The sequence below is a fragment of the Pseudomonas sp. NPDC090752 genome (assembly GCF_055584805.1).
Map to the genome: position 1 here is coordinate 136,597 of NZ_JBVJLI010000007.1, position 15,605 is coordinate 152,201.

Annotated in this window: 14 protein-coding genes; 7 read left to right on the top strand and 7 right to left on the bottom strand. The window is 60.3% G+C overall.

The genetic code is table 11. The features are described from left to right. Nucleotide 1 precedes the first annotated feature (1 nt). From ACZ6YA_RS11975 to ACZ6YA_RS11990, 4 genes are all read right to left on the bottom strand, one after another. Nucleotides 2-295, bottom strand: a complete 294-nt coding sequence (locus tag ACZ6YA_RS11975) for a co-chaperone GroES (protein ID WP_016488938.1) — start codon at nt 293-295, stop codon at nt 2-4. Between the two features lie 243 nt (nt 296-538). Further along, on the bottom strand, nt 539-1,000 hold the full coding sequence (locus ACZ6YA_RS11980) for an FxsA family protein (RefSeq protein ID WP_465897326.1): 462 nt from the start codon (nt 998-1,000) through the stop codon (nt 539-541). Nucleotides 1,001-1,066: 66 nt separating this feature from the next. Next, nucleotides 1,067-1,798 (bottom strand): HugZ family pyridoxamine 5'-phosphate oxidase, encoded by a 732-nt coding sequence (locus tag ACZ6YA_RS11985; protein ID WP_465897327.1) that lies wholly within the window; start codon nt 1,796-1,798, stop codon nt 1,067-1,069. 123 nt (nt 1,799-1,921) lie between these two features. Beyond that, nucleotides 1,922-2,932 carry a DUF481 domain-containing protein gene (locus ACZ6YA_RS11990; RefSeq protein ID WP_465897328.1) on the bottom strand — a complete coding sequence of 337 codons (1,011 nt, stop codon included), beginning with the start codon at nt 2,930-2,932 and terminating at the stop codon, nt 1,922-1,924. Nucleotides 2,933-3,084: 152 nt separating this feature from the next. Here ACZ6YA_RS11990 and ACZ6YA_RS11995 point away from each other — a divergent pair, with 152 nt between their 5' ends. Beyond that, complete coding sequence (locus ACZ6YA_RS11995) at nt 3,085-3,438, top strand: MGMT family protein (protein ID WP_465897330.1); 354 nt, start codon at nt 3,085-3,087, stop codon at nt 3,436-3,438. A 43-nt stretch (nt 3,439-3,481) separates the two neighbouring features. Continuing rightward, nucleotides 3,482-5,029, top strand: coding sequence for an AmpG family muropeptide MFS transporter (locus tag ACZ6YA_RS12000; protein WP_465897331.1), 1,548 nt, complete (start codon nt 3,482-3,484; stop codon nt 5,027-5,029). Between the two features lie 116 nt (nt 5,030-5,145). On the opposite strand, the gene ACZ6YA_RS12005 is transcribed toward ACZ6YA_RS12000, so the two are convergent. From ACZ6YA_RS12005 to ACZ6YA_RS12015, 3 genes are all read right to left on the bottom strand, one after another. Continuing rightward, complete coding sequence (locus ACZ6YA_RS12005; protein ID WP_465897332.1) at nt 5,146-6,390, bottom strand: MFS transporter; 1,245 nt, start codon at nt 6,388-6,390, stop codon at nt 5,146-5,148. A 123-nt stretch (nt 6,391-6,513) separates the two neighbouring features. Beyond that, nucleotides 6,514-7,356, bottom strand: a complete 843-nt coding sequence (locus ACZ6YA_RS12010) for a mechanosensitive ion channel family protein (protein ID WP_465897333.1) — start codon at nt 7,354-7,356, stop codon at nt 6,514-6,516. A 113-nt stretch (nt 7,357-7,469) separates the two neighbouring features. Next, nucleotides 7,470-7,955 carry a YajQ family cyclic di-GMP-binding protein gene (locus ACZ6YA_RS12015; RefSeq protein WP_400800036.1) on the bottom strand — a complete coding sequence of 162 codons (486 nt, stop codon included), beginning with the start codon at nt 7,953-7,955 and terminating at the stop codon, nt 7,470-7,472. 102 nt (nt 7,956-8,057) lie between these two features. Here ACZ6YA_RS12015 and ACZ6YA_RS12020 point away from each other — a divergent pair, with 102 nt between their 5' ends. The 5 genes from ACZ6YA_RS12020 to ACZ6YA_RS12040 all read left to right on the top strand — a co-directional run bounded on the left by ACZ6YA_RS12020 (nt 8,058) and on the right by ACZ6YA_RS12040 (nt 15,584). Further along, nucleotides 8,058-8,975 carry a putative 2-dehydropantoate 2-reductase gene (locus ACZ6YA_RS12020; RefSeq protein ID WP_465897334.1) on the top strand — a complete coding sequence of 306 codons (918 nt, stop codon included), beginning with the start codon at nt 8,058-8,060 and terminating at the stop codon, nt 8,973-8,975. A 37-nt stretch (nt 8,976-9,012) separates the two neighbouring features. Next, the gene (locus ACZ6YA_RS12025) at nt 9,013-11,043 is read left to right on the top strand and encodes a sensor histidine kinase (RefSeq protein WP_465897461.1); all 2,031 of its coding nucleotides are present in this window, start codon (nt 9,013-9,015) and stop codon (nt 11,041-11,043) included. 1 nt (nt 11,044) lies between these two features. Further along, on the top strand, nt 11,045-11,620 hold the full coding sequence (locus ACZ6YA_RS12030) for a cob(I)yrinic acid a,c-diamide adenosyltransferase (protein ID WP_465897335.1): 576 nt from the start codon (nt 11,045-11,047) through the stop codon (nt 11,618-11,620). Nucleotides 11,621-11,745: 125 nt separating this feature from the next. Beyond that, entirely contained in the window at nt 11,746-14,739 is a 2,994-nt protein-coding gene (locus tag ACZ6YA_RS12035) for a T6SS effector BTH_I2691 family protein (RefSeq protein ID WP_465897336.1), read from the top strand. Continuing rightward, nucleotides 14,736-15,584 (top strand): hypothetical protein, encoded by an 849-nt coding sequence (locus tag ACZ6YA_RS12040; RefSeq protein WP_465897337.1) that lies wholly within the window; start codon nt 14,736-14,738, stop codon nt 15,582-15,584. Before ACZ6YA_RS12035 ends, ACZ6YA_RS12040 begins: the two co-directional genes overlap by 4 nt. Nucleotides 15,585-15,605: the final 21 nt, after the last annotated feature.

The following is a 15,605-nucleotide window of genomic DNA, read 5'->3' on the forward strand; positions in this document are numbered from 1 at the left end:
ATCAGCCTTCGACAACGGCGAGGATTTCGTTCTCGGCCATGACCAGCAGGTCTTCGCCATCGACTTTCACGGTGTTGCTGCCCGAGTAAGGGCCGAAAACCACTTTGTCACCTACTTTCACGGCCAGCGCACGTACTTCGCCGTTGTCGAGGATGCGACCGGTGCCGACGGCGACAACTTCGCCACGGTTTGGTTTTTCAGCGGCCGAACCCGGCAGGACGATACCGCCAGCGGTTTTCGATTCTTCTTCGCTGCGACGGATAACTACGCGGTCATGCAGAGGACGAAGCTTCATTGTCGATCTCTCCCAAATTGTGGTTTTCATCGGCCGGTGTCGACACCGGCGGGTTGATGCGGTCCGGCGTTGCCGGGGGTGGCCCGCGATGGGCGAACCACCTGTGTATTGTCTGGCGTTGCCACCAGAAACCTTGCGGTGACCACATACATGAGGCCGACATAATCAATTACAAGGCTTGCTGCAGAAAATTTTTCAGTGCTCTGAAAAACAGAGGGCCGCAAAAGGCGGCCCCAAGGGGATTCACTTGTCGCGGCGCTCGTACTCGCCTTCGATCACATTGGGCCGGTGGCCGCTGTCGCGCGGCTGTGCCTGGAACGGATCATCCTGAAACGCGCGCTGGCGCATGGCTTGTGCCTCGGCACGCTGACGCAGCTTGCGCGCGGCCAGGTGGCGGGTGAATGGCAGCAGGCACAGCAAGCCCAGCACGTCGCTGATGAAACCCGGCAGCAGCAGCAGGCCACCACCGACCGCCAGCATCATGCCCTGGAACATGTCCTCGGCGGGCAGTTCGCCACGCTGCAGGCTCTCACGGGCACGCAGGGCGGTGGCCAGGCCGGCCACACGCATCACCAGCACACCCAGTGCGGAACCGGCGATGATCAACAGTAGCGCCGGGAAGAAACCGATGGCTGCGCTGACCTTGACGAAAACGAACAACTCCAGCACAGGGAAAAGTAGAAACAGCAGTAGAAAAGCACGCATCAAGGATTCCTCGACGGAAGACAATCTTCCTTTAAGACCAACAGATGGATGCGTGCGCTCGCTTTTTCAAGCTTCGACTTCAGTTGCAGCCGGCCATTGGTCGGCGCGCGCCAGAAAAACCAGGACTTCGCGAACTTGTGTCGGCGTATTGCAAGTGCTCGGGAATGGCAGCCAATAGATGCCTTGGCCAATGCGCAGGTGCATGCCTTCGCTGTCGATGCCGACCAGCTGCGCCGCTGCGCTGCGTGGCAGGTCGCTCAATTCGACGTAGTGGGCGATGGCATTGGCGTGATCGCTGTTCATGTGCTCGATCATGCTGGCCTCGGCCTTGCCCGCGAACGGATTGGCCAGGGTGACCTGGTCGAGCCAGTGGATCGCACCGAAGCCGCCGATGTAGCGGTGGCGTACGGGGTGCAATACCCAAAAGTCGAAATCGTGGGCCTTGTGGTAGTTGGCAGCATCGGGGAAGTAGCGGTAGTAGCGCTCGGCAGCTGCCTCGACCGCGGACTCGTCGACCAGCTTGTGGGCCTCGGCCATCACCGTCAGGCGGCCAACGGCCTGAACGTCCTCGGCCTCACGCTCGCCAACCAGCAGCGAGCACTTGGGGTCTTTCTGCAGGTTGTGGGTATGCTGGGCAATGCGGCTGATCAGAATCAGCGGGTTGCCCTCGGCATCCAGGCAATAAGGTACCACTGAGCCGAAGGGGAAGCCGGGCATGGACTTGGAATGGGTCGAGAGCACACCGCGGTATTCCTTGAGCAGCAGTTCCCGGGCGGGGCGGATGGCGTTGGTACTCACTTGAGGCGCTCCTGGCGGCGGACTGGATGGGTGACAAGATAAGCATTATCACCGCCGGGTGCCATAAGGACGTGTGGGAGCGGGCTTGTCCCGCGAATGGGGCGCAAAGCGCCCCCACTCAACTTACCAGGTCACACCAAACCCAGCGGTGTAACGGGTCTTGTCCAGGTCACTTTCACGCGTGCCGGTGATGATGTCCTTCTCGGCCTTGAGGTTAAGCGAGGCCCAGTCGGTGACCTTGTAGCGCAGCCCCACTTCGGCATCCAGCGAATAGTCGGCGACGCCGCCCAGCGGCTTGGCGAACTCGCCGTTGGTGAAGAACTGGACCTTTTTGCCGACCAGGTAACGGGTGTAGTCCCACTTCATCGCGGCCGAATAGAAGTTGTCCTTGGCGCCATCCTGATATTCGAAGTCAGTGCGGTTGATCAGCGAACCCAGCGAGAACGCGCCCAGTTCGTCATCCCAGAACTGGTAACCGGGGCCGGTACCCACTGTACGCTGGCGAGCCAGATCCTCGATGTGGTCACGCTTGTATTCGAGACGCCCCTGCCAGAACCATTTCTCGGTGAGGAAGCGGTCGAGCGCATATTCGGCGCTCCAGTTGTTGGTGGTGGTGACCTCGTCCTTGGTCTCGCGGTTGTATTCGCCTTCGGCGTTGTGCCGCCAGCGGCCATGGCGCGCGGTGGTCTTGAAGCCGACGTCATAGTCGTCGGTATCGTTCTCGGCCCGCTTGTAGTCCAGCGCAACGTCGACGTTGCCTTTCCACACCAGGTCCTCGACCACCGGCTTGGGCTTCATGATCTGTTCGATGCTGGCCAGGTCGACGGTCTTCGGCGCATCGCCATTGGCCAGGGTCACCTTGCCAGGCTCGGCGGCCTTCAACGACTTGGCGCGCTCACCGTTGTAGGCATCTTGCTTGACCAGCAGTTCCTGGTCGCTCTCGAGGGTCTGGACCTGTTTCCAGTCCAGCGAGATCGAGCCTCCGTAAGGTGTTTCCAGCAGCAGTTTGCCACCGTCGAAGACGCGGATCTTACCGCTCAGACGGTCACCGTTCTTCATCCACACGGTGTCGGCGAACGCAGGGGCAGCGCACAGGGAAGCGGTCAACAGGCACAACAACGATCTAGAATGCATAAGCGGACTACGGGTTCGATTTGACGAAAAAGCCGGGCATTATCCAGATACCGACAACCAGAGCAAGGACAGACCGACCAGCATGGCGTTGAGTTCAACTCTCATTTACTGCGACCACTCGTCCAGTTTCACTTCAGGCCAGGGAGGCCGTGATGTCTGAGGGATATGTGCACGCGCTGGAAACACCTGAGGCCCGACGAACGGCACTGTATTCGGTTCTGGGCCAAGTGCCAGAGGGAAAGGTGGTCAGCTATGGTCAACTGGCCGAACTGGCCGGCCTTGGCCGGGCGGCACGCTGGGTTGGCCGAACCCTCGGGCAGCTGCCAGCGGACACCCGGCTGCCCTGGCATCGGGTACTGGGCGCTGGTGGGCGCCTGAGCCTGGCGCTGGGTACGCCATCGGGCGATGAACAACGGGCACGCTTGCGTGCGGAGGGCGTGAATGTAACCAATAATCGTGTGGATATGTCGCGCCATGGCTGGCGCCCGATGGAGCACAGCGGTTAGAGTGCGCGTTTTGTTTTCGCAAACTTGAGGCAGATGTTGGCCCATGCCCCGTAAAACCTGGCGCGCTGCGCTTGCTGCCTATGCCAGCCCGTCTACTTTGGTGCTTCTGCTGCTGGGCTTTGCTGCTGGCTTGCCCTACATGCTGGTGTTTTCGACCCTTTCGGTGTGGCTGCGCGAAGCTGGCGTGGCGCGCGAAACCATTGGTTATGCAAGCCTGATCGGCCTGGCGTATGCCTTCAAATGGGTCTGGTCGCCGCTGCTCGACCAGTGGCGGCTGCCGCTGCTCGGCGGCATGGGGCGGCGCCGTTCGTGGCTGCTGCTGTCTCAAGCGCTGGTGGTGATCGGCCTCGTTGGCATGAGCCTGTGCGACCCGCAGCAACACCTTTCCTGGCTGATTGCCCTGGCGGTGCTGGTGGCGTTTGCCTCCGCCACCCAGGATATCGCCGTCGATGCCTATCGACTGGAGATTGCCGACGATCAGCGCCAGGCTGCCCTGGCCGCCAGCTACATGGCCGGGTATCGCGTCGCCGCCCTGCTCGCCACTGCCGGTGCATTGTTCTTCGCCGAATGGTTCGGCTCCACCGGCTTCAGCTACCTGCACAAAGCCTGGGCGGGGACCTACGTGCTGTTCGGCGTGATGATGCTCCCGGCGCTGTTTACTACCTTGGTGATGCGCGAACCGCCGGTGCCCTTGCGCACCCAGTTGTCGGCGGCGCGCTATGGGCTGGTTCACCAACTGGCTTCGGTGTTCGTGCTGATCCTGCTGCTGGTGTCGGTACCGGCCAGCTTTACTCAGCTGTTCAACACCGATTGGGCCAGTGTCATCTTCGGCGATGCCACGCCACTCGACCTGCTGCTCGATGACCGTGCCTTCCTGCGCCTGATCCTCTATGCGTTGCTGACCTGGGCGTGCCTGTCGAGCATGGGCCGTCGCGGCCTGGCGCCGGTGCTGACACCGGTCAACGACTTCATCAGCCGCTACCGCTGGCAAGCCTTGCTGCTGCTCGGGCTGATCGCCACGTATCGCATGTCGGACACGGTGATGGGCGTGATGGCCAACGTGTTCTACATCGACATGGGCTTCACCAAGGACCAGATCGCCAGCGTCAGCAAGATCTTCGGCCTGATCATGACCCTGGTCGGCGCGGGTGCCGGTGGCTTGCTGATCGTGCGCTTCGGCATTCTGCCCATTCTGTTCATCGGCGGCGTGGCCTCGGCAGCGACCAACATCCTGTTCCTGATGCTGGCCGACATGGGCCCGAACCTCGAAATGCTGGTGGTGACCATTTCGCTGGACAACTTCAGCTCAGGCCTGGCCACCTCGGCGTTCGTCGCGTACCTGTCGAGCCTGACCAACCTGAAGTTCTCAGCCACGCAATATGCGCTGCTGAGCTCGATCATGCTGCTCCTGCCGCGCCTGATCGGTGGTTATTCGGGGGTGATGGTGGAGAAGTTCGGCTATCACAACTTCTTCCTGATTACCGCGCTGCTTGGGGTGCCGACGTTGATCCTGATCGCGCTGCACTGGCGCCAGGAAGCAGGCAAAGGCAAGCCGGCACCGGTGGAGAATTCGGCGGCCGAGCAGCCCTGACAGGTCTCTGCAGTCTCTACTGGCCTATTCGCGGGGCAAGCCCGCTCCCACAATGGATCTGTGCAAGCCAGACACTGTGGGAGCGGGCTTGCCCCGCGAATAGGCCGGTGAAGGCACTACTGAGTTACAGCTCCCTCACCTGGCCGATCACCGACCACAAACCACAACGGCCAAAGCGCCAACGCCCCCGCCACACCCGCCGCCAGTGCAAAGTGCATCAAGCTTGCCCCCGCTCCAATCATTGCCATCACCGCGCCCCCCAGCCCCAGCAAGGCAATGGTGATCATCCCCAGCATCGCTGACACCAGCCCCTTGCTCTGCTCGCTGGAGAACAGCGTCATGCGGTACAGCACCGCATTGGCCACGCCCAGCCCCAGCGCATACAGCGACATGCCAGCCACTACACTGGTCACCGTCTGCCAGTACCAGGTCGCCAGGACCATCAGGCATAGGCCAGCCAGATAAGGCCACAACGCTCCGCGCACCAGCGCCGGCAACGGATAGCGGTCAGCGATGCGGTTGATGATCAGGTTGCCGAGAATCAGTCCGCCAAACACCGGCAATTGCCACAGCGCGTACGCCATCGTGCTCAGCCCCTCGTCGTGGATCAGCAGCACCGGCGACAGGCCGATCCAGCCGATCAACGGCAGACCCACCAGGCCCAACGCAGCGCTGCCGGCGACAAAGCGACGGTTTGCCAACAGTTGCCCGTAGCCTGAGAGCAACGGCAGCAAGTGAATTGGTGTGAACGGCAACCGCGAGCCATCGCGGCGCTCGACGCCGAGGGTCTCGGGCATCAGGCGATACAATAGCCCCCACACCAGCACAGCACCCACGGCGAACGCCACGAACAACCAGCGCCAGTCCAGCCATTGCAGCATCAAGGTGCCTACCAGCGGACCGAGCAGCGGCGACAGCAACGCGATATTGGCCAACAAGGCCATCATCCGTACCGCATCGGCCTCACTGAACGCCTCGTTCAACGCCGGATAGCTGACCGTCACCACGAAACCCAGGCCGATGCCTTGTAGCAGACGCAGCAGGTTGAACAGGCCGATATCCTCCACCCAGTAAGTGGCCAGACAAGCCACCCCGAAGAGCGCACAACCGGTCAACAGCAGCGGCCGGCGACCGTAGCGGTCGGCCAGCGGGCCGATCAGCCACTGCAGCACCACGCCACCGAGCAGGTACAGATTGAGCGCGTGGGGGATGTATTCCGGGCTGGCGTTCAGGTGGTCGACGACCACGGGCATGGCCGGCATCACGGCGTCGCTGGCCAGGTAGGTCAGCAGCTCGAACAGGGCCAGGGTCAGGCCGAACAGCAGGGCTCTGAGGGGGGTGATGTACAGCAGTGGTTTCATGATGGCTTTCGGGTAAAGGCAGGTGGGGTCAGGCTATATGCCAGAAATGACGGCGATTGGCTGTGAACAAGTGTAATAGGCGAAAAAAAGGGCCGCGAATGCGGCCCTGGACCCTGGGCAGCGTTACTGCGCTGCGGTTTCCTGCACCACACGGATCACCCGCTGTGGAAATGGAATGTCGATCCCTTCGGCCTTCAGACGGTCACGCGCCTGCTCGTTGAGCATGAACATCACGTCCCAGTAATCGGCCGTTTTGGTCCACAGGCGCAGCGACACAGTGATCGAGCTGTCGCCCAACGTCGAGACCACTGCCACCGGCGCCGGGTCGGCCAGCACGCGAGGGTCTTGCGCCAATTCCAGCAGTACGTTGCGCGCCTTCTGCAGGTCGGCCTCGTAATCCACACCGACATCGAACACCACCTTGCGTGTCGGCTGACGGTTAGTGTTGGTGATGATGCCGTTGGACAGGCTGCCGTTGGGCATGATCACCGTCTTGTTGTCACCGGTACGCAGCACCGTGTGGAAAATCTGGATGCTGTCGACGGTACCGCTGACACCCTGCGCCTCGATCCAGTCACCGATGCGGAACGGGCGGAACATCAGGATCAGCACGCCACCGGCAAAGTTCGCCAGGCTGCCCTGCAAGGCCAGGCCGATGGCCAGGCCGGCGGCACCAATGGCGGCGACGAACGAGGTGGTCTCGATGCCGATCATCGACGCCACGCTGACCAGCAGCAGGACCTTCAGTACGATATTGGCCAGGGTGCTGATGAAGCCCTGCAGCGCCAGGTCGGCGTTACGCAGGCCGACCAGCTTGCCCAGGCGTGCGCTGACCTTGTTGACGATCCACCAGCCGACCGCCAGGGTCAGCAGTGCCAGCAGCACACGGCTGCCGTATTCCATGATCAAGGGGATCCAGGTCTGCGACTGGCGGACCAGCTGATCGACTTCAGCGTTCAAATCCATATTTATCTCCTGATGCCGAACGGCAAATACACAGTAAAGCAGGCCGCCAGCGATTCAGCGGCCATGGCCCCCATGGACATCACTGCGCCACCAGGGTTCCGCCACAGCGGCGATCAGTCGCGGAAGTTGTTGAACTGCAGCGGCATGTCGAATTCCTTGGCACGCAATGCAGCAATCGCCTCTTGCAGGTCATCGCGCTTCTTGCCAGTAACACGCACTTGCTCGCCCTGAATGGCAGCCTGGACCTTGAGCTTGGCGTCCTTGATATGAGCGACGATCTTCTTCGCCAGCTCCTTGTCGATGCCTTCGCGGAACTTGGCTTCCTGCTTCATTTCCTTGCCCGAGGCATAGGCGTCTTTGACCTCCAGGCATTTGACGTCGATCTTGCGCTTGACCAGCGCCAGGCGCAGGATCTCGACCATCGCCTCGAGCTGAAACTCGGCCTCGGCGGTCAGCATCACGGTCTGCTCTTTGTCCTTGAACTCGAAGCTACCCTTGCCCTTGAGGTCGTAACGGCGGTCGAGCTCCTTGATGGCGTTTTCGACGGCGTTCTGCACTTCGTGCTTGTCCAGTTCCGATACCACGTCGAACGAAGGCATGGTTGTTCTCCATAAAATGAAAGCGCGCTCAGTCTGCAGATGGAGCGCGTCGGGGTTAGAAGGTTAAAATGCGGGCTCATTATAACGGGTTGCGAAACGCAGATGAGCAGCACCTGGCATATTCTCGGCGCCGGTAGCCTCGGCAGCCTCTGGGCCTGCCGCCTGGCACGGGCAGGCAAGGCGGTACAGCTGATCCTGCGCGATCGGCAACGCTTGCAGGCTTACGAACAGGCCGGTGGCCTGACGCTGGTCGAACAGGACCAGGCGACGCATTACGCAATCCCGGCTGAAACCGCCGAGTCCAGTGGGCCGGTGCACCGCCTGCTGGTGGCCTGCAAAGCCTATGACGCCGCGCCCGCCATCGCCCGCCTGGCGCCACGCCTGGCGGACGGTGCCGAGATCGTGCTGCTGCAAAATGGCCTGGGCAGCCAGGATGAAGTCGCCGACCAGGTCCCGCACACCCGCTGCATCTTTGCCTCCAGTACCGAGGGCGCGTTCCGCGAGGACGACTGGCGGGTGCGCTTTGCCGGCCACGGCTTCAACTGGCTGGGCGACCCGGCCAACCCGGGCATACCTGAATGGTTCGAAGACCTGCACGATGCCGGCATTCCAGGCGAATGGACCGTGGATATTCTCACCCGCCTGTGGCGAAAACTGGCACTCAACTGTGCGATCAACCCGCTGACCGTGCTGCACGACTGCCACAACGGCGGCCTGCTGGCGCACCTGAGCGAGGTCGACGGCTTGAGCGCAGAGCTGGCCCAGCTGCTGCACCGCTGCGGGCAGCCCGAGGCGGCGGAGAACCTCGACGAAGAAGTGCAACGAGTGATCCTGGCCACTTCAGCCAACTACTCTTCCATGTACCAGGACGTACGCGCTGGCCGGCGCACCGAGGTGCACTATCTGCTGGGCCACGCCTGCCGCGCCGCAGCCCGCCACGGCATCGCCCTGCCCCAGCTGGAACGCCTGCACCAGCGCCTGGTCGATAACCTGCGTACGCGCGGTTTGCCCTGCGCCTGACGCGCCCTTTCAACCGGATACGGACATTGCCTTGCCCATGACCTTGCGCCAACGCCTGGAAAACCTCCCGGTCGGGCAGAAGCTGCTGGCGGCCCTGCTGGTGCTGCTGGTGACCATCCTGCTGGTGGCCAACCTGACCTTCATCAGCGCCGCTTACTGGATCACCCAGGAAAGCATGGCGCCACAGGCGTTGCAGACCATCGGCCGACTGGTCGCCAACCCGCAGCTGGCCGCGCGTGCCGGCGACAACCCGGACACCGCCACGGCGTTGCTCAAGGAACTGGACAGCTACACCCCGCTGCGCGCCGCTGCCGTCTACGGAGGCGATGGGCGCCTGCTGGCCCAACTGCAACATGGCGAGCCACTGGCCTTGCCCAAGCGCTACCGCAATATCGACGGCTGGCGCCTGATGGAGTTTCGCAGCACGCAACTCATCCGCATCCCCCGCGAGGCCAGCCCGCCCGCGCACCTGCTGCTGGTGGCCAGCAGCGAATTGCCCATGGCCTTCTACACCGGCACGCTCAGCGCCAGCCTGGCGATCCTGGTGTTCAGCATCCTGCTGTGGCTGGTCATCGCCCGCCAGATCAAGCGCCTGATCACCCAGCCGATCAACCAGCTCGAAGAACTCAGCCGCCAGGTGACCCGTGAAGAGAGCTACGCCCTGCGTGCCAAACGCGGCAACGACGACGAAATCGGCAGCCTGGCCAACGCCTTCAACACCATGCTCTCGCGCATCGAAGCGCGCGAGCAGCAGCTCAAGCGCACCCGCGACGAGTTCCAGGACGCGTACGACCAAGCCCAGGGCCTGGCCGAAGAAACCCGCCATACCAACCGCAAGCTGGAGCTGGAAGTCCAGGTGCGCAGCAAGATCGAGAAAAAGCTAACCGGCTTTCAGAACTACCTCAACAGCATCATCGACTCCATGCCCTCGGCACTGATCGCCCTCGATGAACAGCTCTATGTGACCCAGTGGAACCACGAAGCCACGGTACTCTCCGGCACACCACTGGATGAGGCGCTGAACCAGCCAATCTTCATCGCCTTCGAGCCGCTCAAACCGTTTCTGCCCCAGCTCAAGGAAACGGTGGAAAAACACCGCGTGGCGAAAATCGAGCGGGTCACCTGGCCCAAGGACGACGAGCCGCGCCATTACGCGTTGACCTTTTACCCGTTAATGGGCGGTGGCGGCCGTGGCGTGGTCATCCGCATCGACGACATCACCCAGCGTCTGTCTTTGGAAGAGATGATGGTGCAGTCGGAAAAAATGCTCTCGGTCGGCGGCCTCGCCGCAGGCATGGCGCACGAGATCAACAACCCGCTGGGGGCGATCCTGCACAACGTGCAGAACATTCGTCGACGCCTGTCGCCTGAGCTGCCGCGCAACCAGGAACAGGCCAGCGAACTGGGCATCGAGCTGCCGGTGGTCAACCGTTACCTGGAAAGCCGCGAGGTACCGCAACTGCTCGATGGCATTCAGCAGGCCGGCGCCCGGGCTGCCAAGATCGTCACCCACATGCTCAGCTTCAGCCGCCGCAGCAACCGCCAGCTGGTCCCCTGCGACCTGCCCGCACTGATCGACCAGGCCGTGGAAATCGCCGGCAATGACTTCGACCTGACCATCGGTTTCGACTTCAAGGGCCAAGCCATCGTCCGCCAGTTCGACCCCAACCTGGGCCCTGTGCCGTGCACCGCCAACGAGCTGGAACAAGTGCTGCTGAACCTGCTGAAAAACGCCGCCCAGGCCATTCACCAACGACCGCAAAATGGCGAGCCTGGGCGAATTACCCTGCGCACCAGACTGAGCCCGCCGTGGGCGGAAATCCAGGTCGAGGACAACGGCGTCGGCATGCCCGAGGCAGTGCGCAAACGCACCTTCGAGCCGTTCTTCACCACCAAGGAAATCGGCCAAGGCACCGGCCTTGGGCTATCGGTTTCGTACTTCATCATCACCAACAACCACAAGGGGCAGATGGAAGTTCAGTCCACGCCCGGCCAGGGCACCTGCTTCACCCTGCGACTGCCCCTCGGCCAGCCGGCAGCACCGGCGCCGACCCACACGGAGACCTGACATGGGCTATCGCCTGTCGAAAATCTACACCCGCACCGGCGACAAGGGCGAAACCGGCCTGGGAGACGGGCGCCGAGTGCCCAAGGACCATCCCCGGATCGAAGCGATTGGTGAGGTGGATAGCCTCAACAGCCAACTCGGACTGCTGCTGGCGGGCCTGGCCGAGCAGGGATTGGATGAGGTGAGTGAGGTGCTCGCGCCTTGCCAGCACCGCTTGTTCGACCTGGGTGGCGAGCTGGCGATGCCGAGTTACCAGGCGTTGAACCTCAGTGAAGTAGAACGCCTGGAGGCCGCCATCGATGTGTGGAACGAAGAGCTGGGGCCGCTGAAGAACTTCATCTTGCCCAGTGGCTCAGCGCTGATTGCTCAGGCACATGTGTGTCGCAGCCTGGCGCGCAGTGCGGAGCGGCGTTGTCAGCAGTTGAATGCTGTGGAACCGCTGGAGGGGGTTGGATTGGCTTACATCAACCGTCTCTCGGATCTGCTGTTCGTGGCGGCGCGGATCATCGGGCGGCGGCAAGCTATTGCTGAAGTGCTTTGGCAGCCGTGCGCTAAACCTGACGATCAAAGAAAATAGCGAATTTTCCTACGATTCTTTGGGGCGTTTCACGGGAGATTCTTCGCAACACCATCAGTAAGCTCTTTGTCTCATACCAGAGTTACCACCCTTAACCCAGGTGGTAACGGGACAAGGAGCCCCCCATGCCGAATAGCAACATGGTTTCCCGTGCCGTCTCTCGCCCTGCCTGCAGCGCTCGAATTCCCATTCTGCCGATTCGCTACGCCGTAGTACCCAAGGCAGTCGACGCGCCTTACTTTCGCTATGCCGACGCCGGCTTCGCCCTGGAGCAAGGCTTCCCCTCACTGCATCAAAGCGCCTACACCCTCCGCGCCCTGCGCGCCGGGTATGTCTATGTCTTCATGGCAGGGCCTTGCGGCGAGAAACTGGTCATCCACGAACATGACGGCGCGGGGCGCTATAAAGAACTGCGCTACAACGGCCTTGAGCAGTACCACCGACGGGACAGGTACATCAGCGGCGCATCCTCAGGTTGGGTCTGGGCTGATACCTATCAGGACACCGCCGGTGAAGTGTGGATCGGCTACAGCTCCCATTTGTGGAGCAATGCGATGACTGCACGGATCATGGCTTCGGCGGCGGTACGCCGCCGCCATATGCAGGCGTTGGACATTCCTGAGCTAATTGCCGGCGAGCCAACAAACTCCGGCCAGGCCCATGTGCTGCCTGTCAGCGCCCTGCGCACCTGGGTCGAGGACTTCAAGCCCGATGCGCTGCGCATGAGCCTGGACTGGAGCAGCCACCCATGCCCGGAAATAATGCCCTGCGGCACTCTAGCCAGCATGGCGCGTCATTACCCCGCCACACAACCGCGTGTCCCTGCGGTTGTCGCACTGTATGACGCTGAAGGCATCTCGATGGACCTGGGGCTGTCGGCCAATGCCTATCAGCACGCCATGCGCGACCCCGCCGCACCCGACCCAAGCCGCCATGCGTTCGGCGGCCCGCCAGAGAGCCAGGAGAAGGTGCCCGTTTGTTACCGATACGATGTGGAGCGCATCTGCAAGCAAAGCAAGGACTACCACCACAAGAGCATCGTGGCCGCATTGCTGGAAAAAACCCTGCATACGCTCTACCCAGCCAATGCGCCGGATGTGGAGTACGAGGCAAGCGTACGCGCGGCAAATAGCGATCAATCGATAGGCTTGGCACGCTACGAAGCCCTGACTGACGAGCACTACTCACCGCAAGGTGCCCGGCTGGGGCAACGCATCGACAGCGCGCTTTTCCACGCCTTCATCGCCGAGCGCGAAGCGCAGCAACAAGTGCTAGCCGACTTGCAGATGCAGGCATTGCTGGCCAGCGTGGACCATGACGCCTGGCTGGCGTCCGCCGAAGGCCGGCATGTCGACGACCCCCGATCACTGGCAGCCGTTATTGCCGGTTACGATCGCGACAACTACTCCAGCGCCCTTGGGCTGGAGATGAGCCTGGCATTGATGCTCGGCAGCATGAGCCAACCTGTCCCCGGCGCCGAAGACCAGGATCTGCGGTTTGAGCGGCTGGAGAAATGGCTCGATCAGCATGACAGCCCTTTGTACCTGGCGCTCGCTCCGTTCAATCCGTTCAAAGACAGGGCCGATGCTGCCGGTACGCTGATCGGGGCTTCGGACAGCACCATCGAAGTGCTGGAGGGACGCTTCCCGGCAATCGCTGACATAACCGACCTCACGGCTCAGGCGGTGCATACGGTGGTGCTCAAACGCTTGAACGGCAAGGCCCGCTGGGATGCCAGCCACTCTTTTCAGCAGCGGATACTGGCCGCCGCGCAGGAGGCCAATGCCGAAAAGGCGCTAGGCCTGTTGAGTACGCGTTACAAGATTACCGGCCAAGCCATACGTGAAAGCGCACTTAGCCAGACAGTGACTGAATTTATCGACTCAGGCATGGCGCAGATAGAAGAGTCGAAGAAGTTGCTAATTAGTGGCAGCCGCACGGTGACGCTGGAAATGACCACGACACAGACGGTGAAACCCAAGATTGCGTCGATAGTGCGTTCAGTTGCAGGCGCTGGAGCGAACGCTGGGATGCTCTGGCTGAACATAGTCAATTTGAAAGTTGCTTACGCGAACGTGCAGAAGAGTCAGGCTCCGGAATATACGACAGCTTTCGCCTCAGCCATTTTCGGCGTAATAGGCTCGCTAAGTGCGACCCTCGTCACTACCCGCGCGGCGCAGAAGGCGATTGTGGTGAAACTAACTAGCTCAGCGCCGGGCATGGCCTTCGGCAACGGGCTTGTCAAGTTCGCGAGCAGTAACCTTTTCGCGCGCATTACGGGCTACCCGGCCATCCTTTTAGGATTAGCCTCCGATGCTTTAAAAATTCAAAGGCAATTAGAAAATGGGGATGCTATTGCCGCAGGGTATACATTGCTTTCAGCCCTTGCGATTTCAATCGGTTCCGGAGCAATGCTAGAAGGAAGTCTAGCAATACGCGGAGCCACAATTGTAATCCCGTTTGCCGGATGGCGTGCGATCGCAATTGCTGCAGTGGGAGCGATCGTTCTTGTAGCAGGCCTGGCTTTGCAAGCCAAAGGTAGTGAGCGGCTCCATAGCCCATTGGAATTATGGACCGCCAGGAGTGTGTTCGGAACTCGTAGAAACGATGGTGAAGAACGTCAAGATCTAACACTCGACTCGTTTGGTAACCTTCCTGGCTTCGAAAGTCTTGCTTATGAAATCAAGAACTGGTACTCCGTCTATTACATGCCCTTGAAAATATCCGGCGACCAGGCAAGAGAACTAGGGTTGGCAGATTTCACTAGCGGAATTCAGAACACCACACGCTGGGCACATCCCGATTGGGGAACCATTGTTCAAACCGGCATCGAACACTCACAGAATCGTGGAGAAATAACAGTTTTCCTGCGTGGCTTCCTACTTGGCCAGAGCACATGGTCACCGACAACAATCCAAATAAAATCACTCACAAAAAAAACCGAAACATTAAAAATATCACCCACCTGCATTTTTACTCAAGGGGGGTTGCTCCTCAACTTCAGGACACAACTTCCTCCAGGAAGCACGCTGAGCCTTACAATCGAATACTATCCAAACACAGGCATTAACGATGAAAACAAATCATCTGCCACACTGAAAGTGAGTGCACACTCATGAGAATTGACTGGATATTCCCCAACAAATCCAACCCATCGATTTCGCCTGCCATCAAGGACCAACTGGCAACGGTAAATAATAATTTACTATGCCTACGAAACCCTTGGATTTCAGACTCTATATTGATGGGCAAAATCTATGCATCATCAACTTGCACACTCATAATCCTACAAATCTATCTCTGGCACGACTCTGACATATGGCACCTCAAAACCTCTATCGAGATCTGCCTTGCAATCGGATTAATTATTTTGCCTTTTGTTGCAGCACCTTTTCTTTGGTACAGAATTTTCCTTATCAAAAGTCTCTCCCACTTCTACTTTGACCGTACAACACAAACCATAATAATCATGGGAAGCAAAAAAACCACAACTTGGAATTGGAACAAATGTATAGGCGGCTTCCTTCAAAAAACCGAGTTCAGCGGCAGTGCCTTCAGCATCAGCTATGCCCTGGCAATCGCCCAACGCCCTGGAAATGGCAAGATCAAGCCAACGGACGCAATCTGGTTCCCTACCAACCAGCCCACTGAGTGCGATCCGATCTATGCACAAGAACTGTGGGAATACATCAACCAGTTCATGAACAAGGGCGCCGATAAACTGCCACCCCCCGGTGAGCCAAACTGGTGGCTCATCCCTCTGAACACGATTTGCCTGACACCGAAACAGGCGTGGCGTCATTACGCCCCCTGGCGCACCGGCGAGCGCGGTGAATTGCAGGGCAAGAAAAACTGGATGCTGCCGCTCTGGCTGGTGCTCTTCCCTTACAACATGTTTGTAGCGCTGTGCTGGTGCGCGACTTGCTGGATGTTCAACGTCAAGAGCCCGCCCCCTCCGATTTAAGAGCTTCTGCTTGCATCGAAA